This window comes from Shimia sp. R10_1, from assembly GCF_017744095.1.
In the GTDB taxonomy this organism is placed as follows: domain Bacteria; phylum Pseudomonadota; class Alphaproteobacteria; order Rhodobacterales; family Rhodobacteraceae; genus Shimia.
Map to the genome: position 1 here is coordinate 110,029 of NZ_JAGHQX010000005.1, position 20,630 is coordinate 130,658.

Annotated in this window: 21 protein-coding genes; 8 read left to right on the forward strand and 13 right to left on the reverse strand. The window is 56.5% G+C overall.

Annotated elements, in window-relative coordinates:
• Positions 1–62: 62 nt before the first annotated feature.
• Positions 63–1,604 (forward strand): hypothetical protein, encoded by a 1,542-nt coding sequence (locus J7413_RS20530; RefSeq protein ID WP_247743467.1) that lies wholly within the window; start codon positions 63–65, stop codon positions 1,602–1,604.
• Positions 1,601–2,506 (forward strand): phosphoadenosine phosphosulfate reductase, encoded by a 906-nt coding sequence (locus tag J7413_RS11035; RefSeq protein WP_209098138.1) that lies wholly within the window; start codon positions 1,601–1,603, stop codon positions 2,504–2,506. The genes J7413_RS20530 and J7413_RS11035 overlap by 4 nt, the downstream gene beginning before the upstream one ends.
• Before the next feature lie 20 nt (positions 2,507–2,526).
• On the opposite strand, the gene J7413_RS11040 is transcribed toward J7413_RS11035, so the two are convergent.
• From J7413_RS11040 to J7413_RS11055, 4 genes are all read right to left on the reverse strand, one after another.
• Positions 2,527–3,522, reverse strand: coding sequence for a LacI family DNA-binding transcriptional regulator (locus tag J7413_RS11040; protein WP_247743468.1), 996 nt, complete (start codon positions 3,520–3,522; stop codon positions 2,527–2,529).
• A gap of 117 nt (positions 3,523–3,639) precedes the next feature.
• On the reverse strand, positions 3,640–5,193 hold the full coding sequence (locus J7413_RS11045) for a DUF427 domain-containing protein (RefSeq protein WP_209098139.1): 1,554 nt from the start codon (positions 5,191–5,193) through the stop codon (positions 3,640–3,642).
• A gap of 126 nt (positions 5,194–5,319) precedes the next feature.
• Positions 5,320–6,024: a hypothetical protein gene (locus J7413_RS11050; protein WP_209098140.1), complete on the reverse strand. Its 705-nt coding sequence runs from the start codon at positions 6,022–6,024 to the stop codon at positions 5,320–5,322.
• Positions 5,996–6,298, reverse strand: coding sequence for a hypothetical protein (locus tag J7413_RS11055; protein ID WP_209098141.1), 303 nt, complete (start codon positions 6,296–6,298; stop codon positions 5,996–5,998). The genes J7413_RS11050 and J7413_RS11055 overlap by 29 nt, the downstream gene beginning before the upstream one ends.
• Positions 6,299–6,470: 172 nt before the next feature.
• Between J7413_RS11055 and J7413_RS11060 the strand changes: the two genes are divergently transcribed.
• The 4 genes from J7413_RS11060 to J7413_RS11075 all read left to right on the forward strand — a co-directional run bounded on the left by J7413_RS11060 (position 6,471) and on the right by J7413_RS11075 (position 10,448).
• Positions 6,471–6,932 carry a hypothetical protein gene (locus tag J7413_RS11060; protein WP_209098142.1) on the forward strand — a complete coding sequence of 154 codons (462 nt, stop codon included), beginning with the start codon at positions 6,471–6,473 and terminating at the stop codon, positions 6,930–6,932.
• A gap of 106 nt (positions 6,933–7,038) precedes the next feature.
• Complete coding sequence (locus tag J7413_RS11065) at positions 7,039–7,671, forward strand: ribonuclease HII (RefSeq protein WP_209098143.1); 633 nt, start codon at positions 7,039–7,041, stop codon at positions 7,669–7,671.
• Positions 7,672–7,764: 93 nt separating this feature from the next.
• Positions 7,765–8,880 carry a site-specific DNA-methyltransferase gene (locus tag J7413_RS11070; protein WP_209098144.1) on the forward strand — a complete coding sequence of 372 codons (1,116 nt, stop codon included), beginning with the start codon at positions 7,765–7,767 and terminating at the stop codon, positions 8,878–8,880.
• 173 nt (positions 8,881–9,053) lie between these two features.
• Positions 9,054–10,448 carry an adenylate/guanylate cyclase domain-containing protein gene (locus J7413_RS11075; RefSeq protein ID WP_209098145.1) on the forward strand — a complete coding sequence of 465 codons (1,395 nt, stop codon included), beginning with the start codon at positions 9,054–9,056 and terminating at the stop codon, positions 10,446–10,448.
• Between the two features lie 39 nt (positions 10,449–10,487).
• Here J7413_RS11075 and J7413_RS11080 read toward each other — a convergent pair whose 3' ends face one another.
• Positions 10,488–11,621: an alkane 1-monooxygenase gene (locus J7413_RS11080; RefSeq protein ID WP_209098146.1), complete on the reverse strand. Its 1,134-nt coding sequence runs from the start codon at positions 11,619–11,621 to the stop codon at positions 10,488–10,490.
• A gap of 63 nt (positions 11,622–11,684) precedes the next feature.
• Positions 11,685–12,737: an A/G-specific adenine glycosylase gene (gene mutY / locus J7413_RS11085; protein ID WP_209098147.1), complete on the reverse strand. Its 1,053-nt coding sequence runs from the start codon at positions 12,735–12,737 to the stop codon at positions 11,685–11,687.
• An 86-nt stretch (positions 12,738–12,823) separates the two neighbouring features.
• Between mutY and J7413_RS11090 the strand changes: the two genes are divergently transcribed.
• Together J7413_RS11090 and J7413_RS11095 are read left to right on the forward strand one after the other, a co-directional pair.
• A complete protein-coding gene (locus tag J7413_RS11090) occupies positions 12,824–13,339 on the forward strand; it encodes a DciA family protein (protein ID WP_209098148.1) in 516 nt (171 codons plus the stop codon).
• Positions 13,340–14,023, forward strand: a complete 684-nt coding sequence (locus J7413_RS11095; RefSeq protein ID WP_209098149.1) for a DsbA family protein — start codon at positions 13,340–13,342, stop codon at positions 14,021–14,023. It abuts the gene before it with no gap.
• 27 nt (positions 14,024–14,050) lie between these two features.
• Here J7413_RS11095 and lpxK read toward each other — a convergent pair whose 3' ends face one another.
• From lpxK to J7413_RS11130, 7 genes are all read right to left on the reverse strand, one after another.
• Positions 14,051–15,058, reverse strand: a complete 1,008-nt coding sequence (lpxK, locus tag J7413_RS11100; RefSeq protein WP_209098150.1) for a tetraacyldisaccharide 4'-kinase — start codon at positions 15,056–15,058, stop codon at positions 14,051–14,053.
• Positions 15,059–15,068: 10 nt separating this feature from the next.
• Positions 15,069–16,283 (reverse strand): glycosyltransferase N-terminal domain-containing protein, encoded by a 1,215-nt coding sequence (locus J7413_RS11105; protein WP_209098151.1) that lies wholly within the window; start codon positions 16,281–16,283, stop codon positions 15,069–15,071.
• A gap of 7 nt (positions 16,284–16,290) precedes the next feature.
• Positions 16,291–16,533: a DUF4170 domain-containing protein gene (locus J7413_RS11110; protein ID WP_209098152.1), complete on the reverse strand. Its 243-nt coding sequence runs from the start codon at positions 16,531–16,533 to the stop codon at positions 16,291–16,293.
• A 126-nt stretch (positions 16,534–16,659) separates the two neighbouring features.
• A complete protein-coding gene (locus J7413_RS11115) occupies positions 16,660–17,451 on the reverse strand; it encodes a 3'(2'),5'-bisphosphate nucleotidase CysQ (RefSeq protein WP_209098153.1) in 792 nt (263 codons plus the stop codon).
• The gene (locus J7413_RS11120) at positions 17,438–18,784 is read right to left on the reverse strand and encodes a TldD/PmbA family protein (RefSeq protein WP_209098154.1); all 1,347 of its coding nucleotides are present in this window, start codon (positions 18,782–18,784) and stop codon (positions 17,438–17,440) included. Before J7413_RS11120 ends, J7413_RS11115 begins: the two co-directional genes overlap by 14 nt.
• A gap of 66 nt (positions 18,785–18,850) precedes the next feature.
• Positions 18,851–19,609, reverse strand: coding sequence for a TIGR02186 family protein (locus tag J7413_RS11125; protein ID WP_209098155.1), 759 nt, complete (start codon positions 19,607–19,609; stop codon positions 18,851–18,853).
• Entirely contained in the window at positions 19,609–20,526 is a 918-nt protein-coding gene (locus J7413_RS11130) for a sulfite exporter TauE/SafE family protein (RefSeq protein ID WP_209098156.1), read from the reverse strand. Before J7413_RS11130 ends, J7413_RS11125 begins: the two co-directional genes overlap by 1 nt.
• Between the last annotated feature and the right edge of the window lie 104 nt (positions 20,527–20,630).

Sequence of the window (20,630 nt, forward strand, 5' to 3'; positions counted from 1 at the left end):
GCGTGTCACGAGAACGCCCGGTAAGACGGCGAAAGATCTAATATGAAACAGGCGGACTGGGAATGAAGCTTCCAACGATTGCGGCACTTTGGATGGAAGGGCCGCTCAGCTATCTTGAGCAACTTTGCTTAAAGTCTTTTGTGGACGCTGGGCACCGGGTTGTCCTGTATCACTATGGCCCTTTGCAGAATGTGCCGGATGGGATTGAGCTTGCGGATGCGAGCCCGATTTTGCCCAGAACAGATTTTCTGACACATCAGCGCACTGGAAGCCCGGCTCTGCATTCCGACTTGTTCCGCTACAAGATGTTGGCGCAAAGCGAAAACACCATTTGGGCGGACACGGATGCCTACTGCATGAAGCCGTTTGAGACACCCAATGGTCACTTTTACGGTTGGGAAAGTTCCAAGCATATCAACGGTGGCGTTCTGGGCTTGCCGCAGGACAGCGAAACACTGCGCGCTTTGCTGGAGTTCACATCCGATGAATTCGCAATACCGAGCTGGTACGGCAAAGACTACCAGCAGGAGTTGGAAGCAGCGCGTGATGCTGGCCAGCCAGTTCATGCAAGTGAACAGCCCTGGGGCGTCTGGGGGCCACACGCTGTAACACATTTCTTGCATGAAACAGGCGAGGCGCGTTTTGCGCTGCCTCAAGAGGGCCTCTATCCATTCACGTTCAAAGACCGCCGCAAAATGCTGCGTCGCAACTTTGACGTCAGTCCCTACATTACAGACAACACATTCTCTGTTCATCTCTATGGGCGGCGGATGCGCGCGCGCCTTGTCGAGCGGGAAGGTGGCGTGCCTCATCCCAAGTCTCTCTTGGGGACATTGCTCAAGAAACATGATGTTGATCCCCTTAAGGCGCCTATCCCGGTGAAACCCAAGCCCGCTGGTGTTGCCCCAGTACAAACCATTGAAAAGGTTGGGCGCGGGCAGGTGAACCTGACGGATCTTGCCGACAGTCTCGAACTTGATCGGGGATCTTCTAAGCATCGTTATACCGAGCTCTATCAACTCCTGTTGTTGCAGTATCGCAATCGCAAGATTGAGTTCATGGAAATTGGGCAAGAGGCGATGGCATCGCCGGAACAAGGCCATGCTGACGGTGCAGAAGTCCCTTCAGTTCAGATGTGGCTAGAGTATTTCCCTAAAGGCCAAGTTTCTAGACTGGTGCATGGCGAGGCGGCGGCCTTTACGGATGATCGGCTCGCTCAGATGGCTTGTCGTCTTGAGGATCGGGCGAGCATCAAGGCAGCGGTCCCGCAGAACAGTAAATTTGACGTGATTATCGACGATGCCACCCAAGCAAGTCATCATCAGCAAAATGCCTTTCTGGAACTGTTCCCGAAAATCAAATCTGGCGGTATCTACATTATTGAAGATTTACGCTGGCAGCCGAACAAGCTTGAGATTTCTGGTGTGACCAAAACGTCTGAGCTTTTTGAAAGTTATCGCAAGACTGGCGTATTTGAGCACAGTGACAAAGATATCGCTGATGCCTTTAACGCGCTGCGAGTGGATTTTTCTGGCTGCTTCATGTTCCAGGTTGATTTTGACAAATCCAAACGCAACCAACTGCTTGTGGTCCACAAACGATGAGTGACGTTGCTTGGGAAGATCAAACCAAGGCGCAGTGGCAGGCCGAGATGGCGCGGTTCGGTGAGGAGCGCGGTTTCTTTGAAGCATTAGGAGACGAGCACAGCGCGCTTTATGTCAAGAACGGCAAAACATTGATCGTGACATTTGAGAACTTGGATCATGTCTACTCTCGTGCCGAAGATCGCATGCCCTGGGGCTATGATTTTGTGACATCCAGAGGGTGGTCGATGCTGGGTCTGATGGCGCATGGCTGGACATGGTATCGCGATGAGGCCGTGTTCGACTTCTTTGACCGTTTGCGCGATGAGGGGTTTTTTGCACAGTTTGACAACGTTGTTTTCTACGGCGCTTCGATGGGGGGCTATGCCGCTGCGGCGTTTTCTTCTGCGGCACCGGGTGCAAATGTAATCTGTATTTCGCCGCAAGCGACTCTGGATCGAGACATCGCTGGCTGGGAGACGCGCTATCATAAAGCGTGGCGCCGCTCCTATAAGGGGCGGTATGGGTATGCGCCGGACTTGATTGAGGGCGCGCAGAAAGTGAGCTTGTTTTATGATCCGCGTTCACACTTGGATGCGATGCATGCGGCGCTCTTTCGTGGGGGTAATCTGACAAAATACAGATGTCGGTTCATGGGGCACAGGCTCGCATCTCTGTGGCAGCAGATGGGTGTGTTAAAGCCTGTGGTCGAAGGCTGCGTGGCGGGAAGTATGACGGAATATGATTTCTATCGCCTTATGCGCAACAGGCGTGAAATTGCTCGTTTTCAGAAGCAGCTTCTGAAGACACTCGAAGACAAAAACAGGCCGGGGCTGATCGCCCAGTATTGCGCTGCTGTGCTTGCGCGTCGGCGCGCTCCACATTTTCGAAAAGCGCTCAGAGCGGCGCGGTTGCAACTTTAGACCGACTGCACCTTTGCACCTCAGCTGTGCTTTAGCGTATCGCCAAAGCTGATGGTGGGAGCCAAGGTGACAGCTGCGTCTTTTTCTATGCCCTTGGTACGCGCGGCAATGATTTCGGCAGCTTTGATGCCAATTTCACGACGGCAGGCATCCATGGTGGCCAATTGTCGGGGCAGGCCCTGCAGCAGTTCAACACCATTGAAACCTGCGAGCCCGATCTGGCCCGGCACGTCGATGCCTTTCTCCAGAAGGTAGAGCAGGCCGCCTGCGCCGATCATGTCGTTGCTGTAGTATATGAAATCAATATCGGGGCTGCGCTCCAGCACGGCTTGGGTCATCTCGCGGCCCTTTGCGAGAGCAGATCCGCCGGAATAAAATTCCCGATCTGCCACTTCTATTCCAGATTTGGCGAGAACTTCGGTGAAGCCTTCGAACCTTTTGCGGGCGCGGTGATCGAGCGGCATCTTGGTGCCCAAGAATGCAATCTTTTTGTAGCCTGCCTTTAGAATGGCTGCTGCCATTTCGCGGCCTGCGCGACGGTGGGAAATGCCCACCATGGCGTCCACAGGTTCGCCATCTGTATCCATGATCTCCACAACAGGAATGCCGCTCGCATTCAACATGGCCCGGGCTGCTTCTGTATGTTCAAGCCCGGCAACAATCACGCCTGAAGGGCGCCATGACAGCATTTCGTAGAGCACCTTTTCCTCTTTTTCCGGGAGATAGTCGGTGACGCCCACAACGGGCTGAAGCTCGGTATCTTCGAGCACCTGACTGATGCCGCTGAGCACTTCTGGAAATACCATGTTGGAAAGCGAGGGGATGATGACGGCGACAAGGTTGACCCGTTGGCTTGCCAGAGCGCCGGCAATTTTGTTGGGCACATAGCCCAGCTCTTTGGCGGCACGCAGGACTTTGTCGCGGGTTGCGGGTGAGACATCTCCGCGGTTGCGCAACACGCGGCTGACCGTCATTTCAGACACCCCCGAAGCCTCAGAAACATCACGAAGGGTCAAAGAACGATTTTGTTGAGTCACAGACTGTCATCCCCATATGGTCGCTTTGATGTTATCGCGATCACCGGCGCGTGTTCAAGCGATCAGTCTTCAGACTGTACTCATTGAGTGTTATGATTAAGTGTCTGCGGATATGGCAAAACAGGTTACGGGGTCTTTTACATTGTGCAATGTGACTTCGCCCAAGGATTTACAGCCCACTTCGTGACGCGCCACCTCGTCTGACACCACAATGCGGTGGCCAAGCTTTTTGCCATAGTCGCCCAGCCGTGCGGCGACATTCGCGGGCCTGCCGATGACGGTAAAATCCAGACGTTCGCGGGATCCGATATTGCCGTAAGTGACACGGCCGTAGGAAATTCCGATCGAGCAATCGCAGCGTATGGGCGGGTCTTCGTCGCGCAGTGCCTCAAGCTGTTGGACAATTTCGCGCGCGGCGTGCAAAGCGGCGGCACTTGCATCGGTGCCATCTTCGGTGTCTGGAAACACGGCCAGCACAGCGTCGCCAATGAATTTGAGCACTTCGCCGCCGTGGCTTTCAATTATGGTGGAGGCGGTCTCAAAGAATGTGTTGAGCAGGTTGATATAGGCTGCGCGGCCCAGTTCCTCTTCCATACGAGTGGAGTCGCGCAGATCGCAAAACATGATGGCGGCGTCGATGTCATCGCCATCGCCGCGCCGGATTTCTCCGCCCAGAACGCGTGCGCCTGTGCGCGGCCCAACATAGGTTTCAAGCAAAGATTGTGCGTTTTCTTTTTGCGTGAAGACCTCAAAGAAGCGGCTGATCACGCTGGAGACTTCAAAGATCAGGCCAAGATTGGCAGTGGTGAAACCTTTGGGGTGGTCGCTGGTCAGTGTTAGCACATTGATCTGGCCGTTTGAAAAAAACAGTGGCATGGCCACATAGTCTGTGGCGCCCTCGGCCCTCAGTTCGTCCATGATTGGGAATTTCATGTCCAGCCCTGGCACATCAAGCTTCTGGCGGACGCCACCAAGGCCCTGGCTGACGTGATAGAGCGGACTGTTGAGATAGCTTGGGTGGTTGTGGAGATCGTAGGACGGGGTGTAGGTGGTGATCTCGTCGGTGTCGCGTGTCCAGATATAGTGACGCCCTGCGATCATTGGATGTAAAGACCAAATCATGGCGGCCATGCGTTTGATAGCGATGCCGCTTTCCTGCATTTTGCGCCCCAGAGCCGCCATGAAATCTTCTGGTGTCTTTTCAAATGCCGCCCATCGCATCAGCCAGTCGACCAGAGGGCCGGTGATATTGCCATCGGTCACAGGCTCAAGCTGAGCACCGCCAAAATCCACCTCTACGCCTGCCTCGGGCATGAAGCCAATATGGCCGTTGATGGCGCGGCTCTCTGGCATGGCGTCATCATAAGACCAGACGCCATTTGTGATGGTGTGACCGTCCAGCAGGATATCGCGGTAGCGGGCGGTGCCTTTGAATGGGCAGAAGGTTTTCAGCGCGTTTTGCGGCGAAAGCGGCACGAGGATGTCATCGCGCGGGATGTAGACCTGTGGTGTGAGCCTGGTTTCATACATGACCTTGGCGCGGCGGCTTTCGGCGAGCACCGTTCCGTTGCGTAATATGCGGACGTCTGCATCAATAGGTTTGATCTCTATGCCGTAGCCGGCGTTGGTGCCAAATTTCGAGCCTTCCATGGGTGGTCTCTCCCTGCCGCGCGTGGTCTGGTCTAATGTGGGATCTGAGGGCGGGCCCAACAAGGTGTGTGTGCTGGTTTCACCCAATCGTGTCTGGCGCGTCGTGTGGCACGATGCAGCGCGCGCTCAGAGCACCTCGATGACCTCTTTGTCTATGGACAGCACATAGCCTTTGCGGGCGATGTTTTTCACCAGGAGCTGGCTGACCATCTGGTTGCCAAGGGAATCTCGCAGGCGTTTGATGCGGGTGGCCCCGGCGGCTTCCTCACAGTCGGCTTCGGATTTACCAGAGATCATGCTTTCCAGTTCGACGCCGGAGAGCACATCATCATCCATGCGCGCCTCGGCCAGAACGGAGAGTGTCTCCATCGCGGCATCGGTCAGTTTGAAGCCCATTTCGTTGAGGTAGACGGTTTTCTCTTCGCGGCTGACAATCAGGGAGGTTACCTGAATGCCGGCGCGTTCGATCTGTGCCATGCGGCGGTTCAGTAGCACGAGCGCCACCAGGCAGATCAGAGCGGCGAGCATCATGGCGGTGGCAAACACCAGCAACACGAGGATCACGAGCCGGTAGCTTGACAGCGTGTCGGCAAAGGCGGTGCCTGATTGGGCGAGGATTTCCAGCAACTTGATTTCGGCCTGCCCGGTCAGGGCGTCGTTTTCCATAAACAGCTGCTCGACGCGGGCGTTGAACGCATTGGCATCAGGCAGGGTCAACAGCAGGACTGCGGCCCCGATCAACAGGATCGAGACCACCGCTCCGATGCCGAAAATCACAATTCGCCCGCCGCTGCGTCGTGTATCAATAACGGAGGTAGAATTGTCCTGCACTGTCTTTTTTCCCGGAGAGTTTTGAGGTGTCAAATACGGAGAGGACGTTTAGCAGCGTCCAACCATCGCGGCCAATGCGCGCGGCGACTTCCTGCTGAGCGGAGGCTTTGTCACAGCCTTGCTGCAGCGCAACCACACCGTAGTGCAGGCGCAGGGGGCCGTCTTTCTTGGCTTTGTAATCGGCGTAGCATTCCGCAGCGAGGGCCCCGTTTGGCAAGGCCAGGGCGGCGGCGCAGAGGGCGGCGCAAATCGGGTATCTGATCCTAATTTTCATGGCGCCACACTGCGCTGGGCGGCGTTGATATTCAATAACCAATCCGCATGCGGGGGTGGATATGAGATAACAACCACCTGATATTGTGAGATTTTATTGATCTGGTCGAAACAGGCAACATCCGCCGGTCACTGAACCGGTTTCTTTTGAAAAATCGCGAAAGGATGTTGTTATGACTTCGAAATCTTTCATTGCTGCCGTGTTGAGCGCCGCTCTTGTGATCACCGGCGTGTCTGCACCCAAAGCCCATGCCCTAGATGAAGATGCGATTGGAGCGCTGCTGTTTGGCGGGCTGGCGCTGGCGGTGATCGGGGCGGCGGTTGCAGATCACAAGGATGATAAAGACGACAAACCCCGCTACACATACGAGCCGAGCAAATCGCAAAAACCAGTGAAGCCTGAGAAGGTGAAAAAACGCAAGTCCTGGTTGCCGAGCCACTGCTCCAAACGGTTCGAGACCCATCGTGGCAAAGTCATTCAGGCCTATGGTCAACGCTGTCTTTTCCGCGCGGAGTACCCGGCCTATCGGTTGCCTGAAAAATGCTATTTCGAGGCGCGGGGCAAAAAACGCAAGATTTCCGGCTATCGCACCAACTGCTTGAACCGGAATGGCTATCAGGTGGTTTGGCGGTAAACACCAGCGTTTTAGGCAACCGACACCCCCAAAGGCTGGGCAGCATGAGACGCTGCCCAGCCTTTTTTCTTGCGCATTTGCTGCGAAGATGGTTGTCACGTCGCCTATGACAACACCTGATTTTTTTCTGGAAGAAGCGGCGCTCAGCGGTGGCGCAACACGCGTTGCAGGCGTGGATGAAGTGGGCCGTGGCCCTTTGGCGGGGCCGGTCACAGCGGCGGCTGTGGTGCTTGACCCGCAAAACATTCCTGATGGGTTGAACGACTCCAAGAAGCTGACGGCGAAGCGGCGTGATGCGCTGGCCGCAGAGATCTTGAAGGTTGCGGATGTCTGTATTGCGCACGCCTCGGTGGAGGAAATCGACGAACACAACATCTTGCGTGCCAGCCATATCGCGATGGAACGCGCGGTGGCCGGATTGTCAGCTGCGCCGGACCATTTGCTGATTGACGGAAACATGATCCCGCGGGGGCTGACGCTGAAATCTGAGGCGATCGTCAAAGGGGATGCCAGATCGCTTTCCATCGCAGCGGCTTCTATTGTTGCCAAAACAGCGCGCGATCACATCATGATGGATTTGGCGCAACAGTTTCCGGGCTACGGTTGGGAGACCAATGCCGGATATCCGTCAAAAAGCCACAAAGCGGCTTTGCTGGAGCTGGGGATAACCCCACACCATAGACGTTCGTTCAAACCTATCCACAACATATTGTATCAAGTTAAAAAACTAACACCTTGATTCAAAAAACAAATTGACGCCGAATCTCGTTTGAATCAAACTTATCCACATCAACGAGCGCACTAAAAAAACCGCGCCGTAATGAGGCAGAGAATGAAAACGATGACAAAAGCGAAGGGCGCATCCGCGCTCCCGATCAATAGTATATTGTCTGGTGACTGCATCGAGGTGATGAACAGTCTGCCAGAGAACTCGGTTGACCTTATTTTTGCGGATCCGCCCTATAATTTGCAGCTGAAGGGCGATTTGCACCGTCCAGACAATTCCAAAGTCGACGCTGTGGATGATGAGTGGGATCAGTTTTCGAGCTTCGCAGCCTACGACAAGTTCACCCGCGAATGGCTGAAAGCCGCCCGTCGGTTGCTCAAGCCAAATGGTGCGATCTGGGTGATTGGCAGCTATCACAATGTGTTCCGCATGGGCGCAGAGCTGCAAAACCAGGGTTTCTGGATCCTCAACGATGTGGTGTGGCGCAAATCCAACCCAATGCCAAACTTTCGTGGCAAACGGTTCACCAACGCCCATGAAACAATGATCTGGGCTTCCAAGTCTGAAGGCGCCAAATACACCTTCAACTATGAAGCGCTGAAAGCCCTGAACGAAGGCGTACAAATGCGCTCTGACTGGGTGCTGCCAATCTGCACCGGCCATGAACGTCTGAAAGATGAAAACGGCGACAAGGCGCATCCAACCCAGAAACCGGAGAGTCTGCTGCATCGCGTGCTGATTGGCGCGACGAACCCCGGTGATGTGGTGCTGGATCCGTTCTTTGGCACGGGCACCACCGGTGCGGTGGCCAAAATGCTGGGTCGCGAGTTCATTGGGATTGAACGTGAGGCGGCCTATCGCAAAGTTGCAGAGAAACGTATCGCCAATGTGCGCAAATTTGACCGTGAAGCGTTACAGGTGTCGACCTCCAAGCGGGCGGAGCCACGGGTGCCATTTGGTCAGCTGGTTGAGCGCGGCATGCTGCGTCCGGGTGAGGAGCTGTATTCGTTGAATGGCCGCTACAAAGCGAAGGTGCGTGCAGATGGCACGCTGATTGGTGGGGACATCAAAGGGTCTATTCACCAAGTTGGCGCGCATCTTGAAGGGGCGCCAAGCTGCAACGGCTGGACTTACTGGTCTTACAAACGCGAAGGCAAGAAAGTGCCTATCGATCTGCTGCGCCAGCAAATTCGCGCAGAGATGGCCGCGCGTCCGAACTGACCTGATCTAAGAACAAGACAGAAAAGCGGTAGAACACCGCCGGTGCCTGTCGCCGTACTGACTGAACAGGCACCTAAACTTACCCGCCGGGAACGGCGGGTTTTTTTTGTCTGTGTGGGTGTTGCATGCGCTTGTTCATCCCTATTTTCAAAGTGACACGGAGGGCTCTGCGGATGAAAGAGGGCGTGCTATCCAAAACACAGGGCGTGATTGCACCAACTGCAGATCAAGAAGACCGCTATATCGAAGCGGTTTTGGAGCGCCACAAGCGTGAAGGGCTTGGGCTTGCGGTAAAGGCGCGCTGGTGGGCGATGTCTTTTGTGGGCGTATTTCTGCTGTTCGTCGCGCCTTGGCCGCAGGTGCTGTACTATGAGTTTATCCTTTTGCTTTTGTGTGCGAATGGCTGGCTGATCCAACGTATGGGGCGCGTAGGGCGGTCTCGCATGGAAGTGTTCCTAATCTTTCTGGATCTGCTGCTGATGACGGTTGGCATGGTTGCGCCCAATCCATTGGGCGAGCACGATTGGCCGGCTGCAATGCGCTATCAGTATGATAACTTTCAGTATTTCTACTTGATTTTGGCTGCTGGCACTTTGGCCTATTCTTGGCGCACTGTGATTGCGATCGGCACCTGGACTGGGGTGATGTGGCTGATTGGTGTGGGGCTATCCGTGTGGCTGGCTGAGCCCGTGCGAGGTTTGAGTCAGGCGGTGGCAGACGCGCTGCCAGCCTTTCCTGAGCTGGCACGCCAGCTTGACCCAAATGCTTTCAGGTTGGACCTGCGGATCCAGGAGGTGTTTGTCTTCATCCTCGTTGCACTGACTCTTGGGCTGACGGTGCGCCGGTTCAACGCGCTTTTGCGCTCCAACGCGGCACTAGAACGAGAGCGCACCAATCTTTCGCGGTATTTTTCCCCAAATGTGGTGGAGGAACTGAGCCAGAACGATGAGCCACTCAAGCAGATCAGATCGCATGATATTGCGGTGCTTTTTGTGGACATCGTGGGCTTTACCGAGTTTGCCGCCGCGCGCAAACCGGAAGAGGTGATTGGGACATTGCGTGAGTTTCATGGGCTGATGGAAACAGCCGTATTTGCCCATGAGGGGACGCTGGACAAATATCTGGGCGATGGGTTGATGGCGACCTTCGGCACGCCGAGCCCTTCTGATAGGGACGCTCAAAACGCACTTCGCTGCGTGCGCCAGATGATGCGTGATGTGGATGATTGGAATGAAGCCCGAATTGCCCAAGGGATTACGCCGCTGCGGGTTGGTTTTGGAGCGCATTACGGGCCCGCTGTTCTTGCCGATATTGGTGCCAATCGGCTGGAGTTTGCGGTGGTGGGCAACACGGTCAACGTGGCGTCCCGGCTTGAAAGCATGACCCGCGGATTGAATGCGCGACTTGTGATTAGCGATGGGATGCGCGCTGAGGTGCTGCGTGAAGGGGGGGATGAGTGTCTCGAGGGGCTGCAGAAGTTTACAGATCAGGATATAAGAGGGGTCTCTGAGAAGCTCACTGTCTGGGCATATGAGCGTCCGCGGGAGCATGGGTTTACGTCCACCTAGGTGCTTGGATGACACATGGGATAATGGGCGTGACACCGTTTAGCGCGGCATCGGGTTTTGTGCTTTATTGTAGGGTTTCCAGTCTGTGATTTCTGGATAATACATGGCGCGCCATTTGCGTACTTTGGGGTTCATCACACGCCGCCAAAGCGGTGGGATCATGGCAGCAATCGTCATGATTGGATAGCCAAATGGAAGCTGTGGTGCTTCCGCATCGCTGTAGTTTTGCAACAATGGAAACCGTCTGTCCGGTTTGTAGTGGTGGTCAGAATGCCGCTGTAAATTGATCAGCAGCCAGTTGGAGGCTTTGTGTGCGGCGTTCCAGCTGTGGTGCGGGTGGACGTGTTCATATTTGCCCTCGCCCAGATGTTTGCGGGTGAGCCCATAGTGTTCGACGTAGTTGACCAGTTCAAGCTGCCAAATTGCGATGTAGGCCTGCCAGAGGAACAGCGCCAGCCCAAGCCAGCCCCCCAGCAGCAGGGCGAGCAGCAGCATGGCGCCTTGCAACGCCCAATAGCGGAAGAAGGGGTTGGAGAGATCGGTCCAAGGTAGGTTTTTGCGCGCGAGCTTGGCTTTTTCTGCGCGGAATGCGGATTTCAGGCAGCCAACCAACACGCGGGGAAAGAAGCGGTGGAACCCTTCGTTGTAGCGTGCAGTGACAGGATCACGCGGCGTGCCGACATAGCGGTGATGTACGAGCAGATGCTCGCTGCGGAAGTGTGAATAGAGCACCATGGCCAGCAGGATGTCGCCGAGCCAGCGCTCTTGTTTGGGTTTCTGGTGCATCAGCTCATGGCTGTAGTTGATCCCGATCGTGCCGCTGAGGACGCCAACACCAAAGAACAGGCCGATAAGTGCGCCGGTGCTGAGGTGGTCTGCGCGGGTGGCATAGAAAATCATGCCAAAGATTGTGGCAAACTGAAGCCATGGCCAGATCATCGTGACCATGCGGTACCATTTCAGATCGCTGTCGGCGCTTTCAAGATCTGCGTTTTCCAGATTCAAGCCGGTGATCGCATCCAAGATTGCGAAGAGATACCAGGTCGTGAATGGCACTAGAGCCACCCACCAGCCGCCAAGCGATGCGGTGATCCAGACCAGAGGGATCAGCAGGAGCGAGCACCAAAACGGAAGGGCACTTGAAAAACGGGCCAGCTGAGCGGAGGTGATCATAACGCATAGACTCTTATTTTATCACAAGAATTATGTGTTGATCAGCGCGTAAATGCAATGCGTTCAAGCGCCGCGATAGAGATCAAACGCCTTGCGCATGGCGGTGGGAAGATCGCCTGGGTCAAAGTGTTCGGCGTCGATGAATTGCCCGATAGTGGGTTTGCGGTCCATTGGTACAAGCGCACTGCAGACGGTCAGGCGCAGGTGGAAATGGGTAAACGTGTGCCGGGCCTCGGCATTGATCGTTTTCCATTCTGCCTTGATCGGCGCTTCATGGGCCGGGGCTGCTGTTTGCTGCCATTCCGAACCCGGCCAGCCCAGCATGCCGCCCAGAAGGCCGCTGTCGGGGCGGCGCTCCAGCAGATACGCCCCATCGACGCGACGGGCGATATAGACCACCCCATGCCGGATGGGTTTGGGCTTTTTGGGTGTCTTTTTCGGCAATTCAGCTGCGGTGCCGGCTTTCTGCGCCTCACATGGGCTGCGCCAAGGGCAGATGCCGCAAGCTGGATTGCGCGGGCTGCAAATGGTTGCCCCCAAATCCATCACCGCCTGCGCATAATCCCCGGGTCGTTGTTGCGGCGTGAGGCTTTCGGCGAGTTCAGTCAGCGCGGGTTTGGCAGCGGGCAGAGGCGTGTGCACATCAAACAGGCGCGCCATGACGCGTTCGACATTGCCATCCACCACAACGGCGGGCCGATCAAAGGCAATGGAGGCCACTGCGCCTGCGGTGTAGGGGCCTACGCCCGGCAGCCTTAACAGGCCCTCGACAGTGTCAGGAAAAATGCCGTCTAGCTCGTCGCGGACGTAGCGCGCGCATTTCAGCAGGTTTCGGGCGCGGGCGTAATACCCGAGACCTGCCCACTCTGCCATCACATCCTCATCTGCGGCTTCGGCAAGATCGGTCACGGTTGGCCAGCGTGCGGTAAACCGCTTAAAATAGTCTTTCACAGCGGCAACTGTTGTTTGTTGCAGCATAATTTCGGACATCCATACGCGATAAGGATCAGGTTTTATGCCTGCTTTGCGTTCTGCCGGGCCGATCCGCCACGGCATCTTGCGCGCACTATGGTCATACCACGCCAAGAGGTCGGCACTTTGGGGCAGTTCACGCAAGATTTATCCTCGCTTTGGGTCGGTTTCACTGGCACAGCTGGGCCGGGCCACTAAAATAGCGCTGGACAAGAGGATGCAAGACCAACATGCGCCGTACCACGACCAAAGGGTTTAAACGTACCTCCTCGCTTTTGCGAGATCGCATCCGCAAGGCCAGCGAAAGCAAGGGGTTTGCGGAAACGCGTGTGCTGACCCACTGGGCGGAAATCGCGGGGCCGGATATTGCGCGCATCTGTCGGCCTGTGGATGTGAAATATGGCCGTAAGGGATTTGGTGCGACGCTCACGGTTCTTACTACTGGCGCAAATGCACCGATGTTGGAAATGCAGAAAGAGACATTGCGCAGCCGTGTAAACGCGGCCTATGGCTATAATGCAATTGCGCATCTGCGGATCACGCAAACGGCGCCAACCGGGTTTTCTGACGGGCAGGTGCAGTTTTCTGCACCCCCAAAGAGAGAAGCGGCGCGGCCTGATCCTGCCACCCAGCTAGAGGCCGCAGAGGTCGCAGCACCGGTGCAAAATAATGAATTGCGGCAAGCACTTGAACAGCTTGCAGGCAATGTTCTCATGAAAAATAAAAATGCTAAGAAAGGTTTCTAAATGAACCGTTTTGTTCCCATGATCGCTGCGGCGGCTATTGCTGTTGCTGGCGGGGCCTATTGGATGACTGCTGGCCAGTCCTCAAGTGTTGCGGTGTCCACGGTTTTGCCAGCCGTGTCCAATATCCAGACGGTTTCCTCTGAAAGTGCAGAGTCCTCAGATATTGTCGAGATGGTGATCGGGTCAGAAGACGCGCCGATCACGATTGTTGAATACGCATCTTTTACTTGCCCGCATTGCGCAAGTTTCCATGAAAATGTCTTTAAAGATCTGAAGGTTGATTACATCGACACCGGGAAAGTGAAGTTCATTTTCCGTGATGTCTATTTTGATCGCTACGGTCTTTGGGCGTCGATGGTGGCGCGCTGTGGTGGGCAGGAACGGTTCTTTGGCATGACCGACATCCTGATGGAGACTCAGCGCGAGTGGACCAGCTCTGGTGATCCGGTTGCGATTGCGGATGCGCTGCGCAAAACCGGCCGTCTTGCGGGACTAGAGGATGATGCGTTGCAGGCCTGCCTGCAGGACGAAGATAAGGCCAAGGCGCTGGTGGCATGGTTCCAAGAAAACGCAGCGGCGGATGATGTTCAGGCCACTCCCACCTTGCTGATTGATGGTGAAAAGCATTCCAACATGAATTACGCCGACCTGCGCGAAATTCTGGATGGCAAACTGGGCGAGTAAACCCCCGCTATTCATGACCCGTGCGATCTAGGATCGCGCGGGCAGACCGATGCGGTCCAAGATGGCTTCAATCGGACGCCAATCAGAGATCTCAAGCCGCACGGGCAAAGTAAGCACCTCTGCGCGCAGCTCTTTAGGGAGGCGCACGGCGTCTTTCTCTGTTGTGACCAACTGTGCGCCGCGCGCGCGGGCCTCTGTCATCAGGCGGATTAGTAAGGCCGGTGGTAGTGCCTGATGGTCATCAAGGGCTTCTGTGTGCACCAATGTGGCGCCGAGTGTGCGCAAGGTGTCAAAGAATTTCTCAGGATGGCCGATCCCGGCAAAGGCCAGAAACGGTGTTTCGCGCCAATCCATGCCGGTTGGCAGGGGCTCGAGCTGCGCTGTGATATGCGGCACAGATATTGCCGGGCCCCAGCGATCTGAGAACTGCGCCTGTGCGGCTGCGTTGCCTATCGACAAAAGCGCGTCTGCCCGCGCAAGGCCCGGACTGATGGGTTCGCGAAGCGGCCCCGCCGGAATGCAGCGCCCATTGCCAAATCCGCGTGCTGCATCCACCACCAGAAGGCTTGCATCTTTCTGAACGGTTGGATTTTGAAACCCATCATCGAGCAGGATCACATCTGCGCCTGCGGCCTCTGCGGCGGCGACGCCTGCGGCGCGATCTTTGGCAACCCAGGTGGGCCCGAAAGCGGCGAGCAGGAGCGGCTCATCCCCGGTTTCATCTGCGTGATGTGTGCGCTCGTCCACCTGGATCGGCCCCTTTAAGGTGCCGCCATACCCACGGGAAACCACATGTGGTGTGTTGCCGCGAGATTGCAGAAATTGCAGCAGAGCAATGGTTGTCGGAGTTTTGCCGGTGCCGCCCGCGTTCAAATTTCCAATGCAGATCACCGGCACGCTGGCTTTGTGCCCCTGCGCGTTCCGGCTGATGCGGTGGCGTGTCGTTGCGGCGTAGAAGGCACCTAGCGGCGCCAGCAGGTGGGCTTGCCATCCCGGTTTTTTGGGGGGGTTAGACCAGAAGCTAGGCTCTTTCATGTCTGCCCTTTCACGTCGAGGCCCTTTGCCCGTCCAGTAGAGAATGTGCGTGCTCAATCACCATATCGGATACTGCGGCGTTGGCAGAGACAACCTGCCAGCCTGCGTGTGCCATAGCTGCAGCATGGTCGGGAGCAGCCAAAAACATCAAGGCAGCCGTTAGACTTTCTGAATCTTTGACGATTCGTGCGGCGCCAACACTGGCAAGGCGGGTGTAACTATTGAGATATCTGCGCACAGATGGACCATAGAGAATTGCGCTGCCCAGAGCTGCGGGTTCCAACGGGTCGCGCCCGCCTGCGCCTGATTTTAGTGAGGATCCGACGAGGCTCACAGGGGCCAGCCGGTACCAAAGGCCGAGCTCTTCAGTGGTTCTGGCAAATAACACTTGGGTGTCTTCACCCGGGAAATCGCCAGCTTCCCAATCCGCTATGCGCCAGCCATCGTCGCGGATTGCGTCAAACATAGTGTTCGCATCTTCAACCTTGTCCGGCACCACCACCAACACTGTTCGAAAAGATAGCCGGAGCATTTGGCGATATGCAGACAGGACAATTTGTAACTCTTCTGGCTGAAGGCGCGCCGCGAGCCAGACCGGGCGTCCAGACAAAGACGCGCGCAACTCCTCCAAATCACTTTCTTGAACGGGCAGCGGGGGGGCTTCTTCTGATAAATCTCCAGACAGCGTTACGGTCGCGGTGTCTGGAAGCATACGTTGCAGTCTGGCTTTAGCGTCTTGAGATTGCGCAAAAATCTTGGTGAAACGCATCAGAGTTGCTCGAGTGGGCTCTGGCCCCCAGCGGAGCTTCTGATCAATTTTGGTGCGGTTGGCTTCAAGCAATGCACAAGGGACGTCGCATCGAAAGGCAGTATCAATTAAGGCTGGGCGCAGTTCTGGCCCAAGCCACAACATCAGATCTGGACGCCAATGCGATAAAAACTTGATGGTATCTGAAGGGTTCTCTGAGGGACAGCTTTGCCAAAGTGCTTCTTCGGGGAGGCCGGGTGGTTGCGCACTCTGATTTGTTGTAAGCAGAAAGTGCTGCGTTCCGCGTTGGCGCGTTAAGCGCTGGCCCAGCTTAGCAAGCGTGCGAACACGCTTTGGATCGGCGCAATGCAGCCATGTAAGCTCTCCGTCCGGGCGCGGAGTGCTGATGGATTTGAGTTTCGGTTGCTGGCGGCGCGCAAACGCCAGATATGTCGCCAGACCAAGCGAGCGCGCCATACCGGTTTTATCCGAGCTCTTCGGAGGAAGAGGCGGGGACGCCTTCGTCGCGCAGGCGGTGCAAATGGGCGATGAAATAGCGCATGTGGGCGTTGTCGACAGTACGCTGAGCCTCGGCCTTCCAAGCGTTATAGGCGCTTTCGTAGTTTGGGAAGATGCCGACGACATGGATGTCGTCCACGTCTTTGAAAGCGGTTTTTGTCGGGTCGATGAGCTCGCCGCCAAAGACGAGATGCAGTCGCTGTGCCATGGGCCACTCCTTTGTGGTGCGGATTTGCGCGCAACCTAAGCCGCTTGTGTCACAGGCTCAAGAGGGCAGACGGCGCAGAAGCTATGGATTGGGGGAAGGTTGGGCAATAAATTCTGCGATGCAGCACTATCGCACGCCGTCATGGGGTGCGAGGGCGTCGCAGATCTGTGCATGAATTTTTGGATTGGCTGCGACGATACCAGCAAGACGCGGATCCGCATTGTTAAAGATGAGCGGAGCCCCGTGCCGATCTGAGGTTGCGGCACCGGCTTCGCGCAGGATGAGATCTCCTGCGGCGATATCCCATTCCCAAGTTGGGCGCAGCGTCAGCATGGCGTCAAAGCGTCCTTGTGCCACCAATGCTGTGCGATAGGCCAGAGAAGGGCGGTAGCCGCGTTTAAAGTCTGGTGGCGTTTCTTTCCATACGGCTGCGTCCATGGCCGGGCGCGCCACCAGTACGTCGGCACCCTGCATCATAGCATTGTTGGAGACCTGCAGCGGCTCAGCGTTGAGCATGGCCCCTTGACCTTTGGCGGCAACATAAAGGCGGTTTCGGCGCGGTAGATAAATCACCGCCGCTGTCACCTCGCCAGCTTCGGCAATCGCGAGGGAGTGGGCCCATGTGTCTGAGCCTTCGATAAAGCTGCGCGTGCCGTCAATCGGATCTATGATAAACACATGGTTATTCTTCAGACGGTCGCTTCCGTCCAATGACTCTTCGCTGAGCCAGCCAAAATTAGGACGCGCGGCACGCAACTCGCGCTCCAGCATGTCATTCACAGCCAGATCGGCCTCTGTTACCGGGCCGGCGCCTTCGGGTTTGTGCCACGTCTTGGCCTGTCGTCCGTCATAGCGTTTTGCGATTTCACCGGCCTCTTGCGCGGCATCGATGAGCAGTTGGAGGTTAGCTGCCTGCAAGGGTCATCCCTTCTACCAGCAATGACGGCACCACGCGTGACAAATAGCTGCGCGCATCATTGGCGGGTACGATGGAACGCAGCATGTCATGCAGGTTGCCCGCAATGGTGCATTCATTCACCGGATAAGCGATTTCGCCGTTTTCAATCCAGAAGCCGGCCGCACCACGCGAATAGTCGCCCGTGGTCGGGTTGATGGTGGAGCCAATCAGAGAGGTCACCAAAAGACCGCATCCCATGTCACGGATCAGAGCATCGCGCGACTGGGTCCCTTGTGTCAGCGCCACATTCCAGCTGCTTGGGGAGGGGGGGCTGGACACGCCACGTGCGGCGTTGGCAGTTGAGGCCATGCCCAGTTTGCGCGCGTTGGCCAGATCCAGCGTCCAACCGGTCAGCACACCTTTGTCAACAACTGCACGTTTTGCCGTTGCCAGTCCTTCCGCATCAAACGGGCGAGAGCCGGACACGCGGGGGCGCAGGGGATCTTCGATCAACGACAGTGTTTCAGGCAAAACTTGCGCACCCTGTTTGTCGCGTAGCCAGCTTGAGCCGCGTGCCACCATGGCGCCATTGGCTGCCGCCAGCAGATGCCCGATCAGCGAAGAGGAAATGCGTTCATCAAACAGCACAGGGAACGCGCCTGTTTCTGGTCTGCGAGCATTCAGCCGTTCAATGGCGCGCATCCCTGCCTCTGTGCCAATGTCGGTGGCCGTGCGCAGATCGTCCTGAAAAATACGCGAGTCGCCATCATAATCCCGCTCCATCGCTTCGCCGGTGCCTGCAATGGCGGTGGTGTAGATCGCGCGGCTGGTGCGGTCATAGCCGCTGGAAAATCCGTTGGTGGCCGCGAGATGTACGGTTGTGCGGCTATAGGCGCCGGTTGAAGACTGCACTTGAGTGACGCCATCCACCGCCATTGCGGCAGCCTCTGCCGCGAGCGCGTCGGCCTGTAAGGCATCTGGCGCGGGTTCTGCGGTGGGGTCACATAACTGCAACGCAGCGCTATCGGGATTTTGGGCAATCTCATTGGCAGCGGCCAACCCCACATAGGCGTCTTCGGGCGCTTCTTTGGCCATCGCCACCGCACGTTCGGCCATGGTGGCGATGCTCTCGGGACGAGTGTCTGAGATGGAAACATTTGCCTGACGTTGGCCGATCAACACCCGCAGGCCGAGATCCACACCTTCTGAGCGTTCGGCTTGCTCGAGCTTGCGTTCGCGCACCTCAATGGAAACGGATGTGCCTGACACCACCAGTGCATCTGCGGCCTCAGCCCCGGCTTTGCGCGCGGCCTCCAGCATCATTCCTGCAAGCGTTTCCGGTGTCTGCGACATAGGCTGTGCCCTTCTTTGCGTTTTGTCAGGTGGTCGGCGCGCGGCGGCGGCGCGCGCGGTTGAGGATCAGTTGCGCCGCAGGATCTGGAAGGCTGCGGAGGCCAGCCATCCGGCGGCAATTGCAATGGCCAGCGACATGATCCCATAAATCAGTGGTTGATTGCGCGACAGATCGTAGAGCCAGCGTTCCAGGCCGACCTTGTTGACATTGATGACCGTTTCAAACTGCGACACCACTTTGCCGTTGCGCGTGAGGAAAATCCGAGTTGGATAATCGCCCTCGGTGAGGTTGGCGGGCATCTGAATCGAGGTGCGAAACAGAGTCTGCTCTTCGATCTGGACGGTGTTTTCGCGCAGCTGGTAAAGCCCTTCGTCGGTGCGAATGCGGATCACAGCCTCGCTGAAGCTTTGGGCGTCTTCGACTTCCATGGGGGCACCGATAGAGCGGATCGCGCGAGGGATCGACACTTTGTGGCGCTGATCTTCGACGTTTGAGATCACTTCGTTGAAGGGGGCGGAGGTGGCCACGGCGTAAAAACTTGGTGCGGCGTCGATTTCCACCGCGTCAGTGTTAACCCAAATGCCAAACTTGCGCTCTTTGCGACGCACCGTTAGCGGGCCTGACGGGCCGGAGACGGCAATCACCACGTCCAGCGGTTCTTCTGGGATTGGGGTCTCGCGTTTGACAGCGCCAAAGAGCAAGATTTCAGAACCGTCGAAATTGGTGGTGATGGCCACCTGATCCTGACTGAGCCCCAGCACCACTTCTTCGGTGTGGGCTGTGCTGGCGATCAGGGCGAAACAGAGGGTAAGCAAGCGAAGCATCAGTGCCCTCCCGCGGCGCCAAGCGAAAAGAGTTCGCTGGGCTGAAGCAACAGATCCAGTGCCAGCTTGGCGCAGACCATAATCACCAGCAGTGCCAACAGGATGCGCAGCTGTTCCGCCTTTAGATAAGTGCCAAGCCGCGTGCCGATCTGTGCGCCGATCACGCCGCCCACCAGCAGCAGAACCGCCAGCGCAATGTCCACTGTGTAGTTGGTGGTGGCGTGCAAGAGCGTGGTGAAGCCGGTGACAAAGATGATCTGAAACAGCGATGTGCCGACCACCACTTTGGTGGGCATGCCAAGCAGATAGATCATCGCGGGCACCATGATGAAGCCACCGCCCACGCCCATGATGGCGGATAGAATGCCGACCAGTACACCCACCATCAGGGGCGGGATCACCGAGATATAGAGGCCAGAGACGCGGAAGCGCATTTTGAGCGGCAGGCCATGCACCCAGTTGTGTTTTTTGCGTTTGGGTGGGCCTGCGTTTTTGCGCGATTTGCGGATTGCGTTGAGGCTTTCTACAAACATCAGAGAGCCGATCACGCCGAGAAACACGACATAGCACAGCCGCACCAGCAGATCGACCTGTCCCTGCGATTTCAGGTAGTTGAAAACCACAACCCCAAGTGCTGCACCGATCAGACCGCCACTTAGCAAGACAGTGCCCATTTTCAGATCAACGGTTTTGCGCCTGAGATGTGCCAGCACGCCGCTGAAGGAGGAGGCAACAATCTGATTGGCCTCGGTGGCGACAGCCACAGCCGGGGGGATGCCTATGAAAAACAAGAGCGGGGTCATCAGGAAGCCCCCACCAACCCCAAACATGCCCGACAGGATGCCCACCATGCCGCCTAGACCAAGCAGCAGAAAGGCGTTGACGGAGACTTCGGCGATGGGGAGGTATATTTGCATTTTTTTTTGATACCGTCAGAAGCCGTTCAAAAGCAACCTGCCAGCGTCTGCAAAACGCTGGCAGGGTCTATCTTTGATAGCAGGCCGGGCTTAACGTCCGGTTG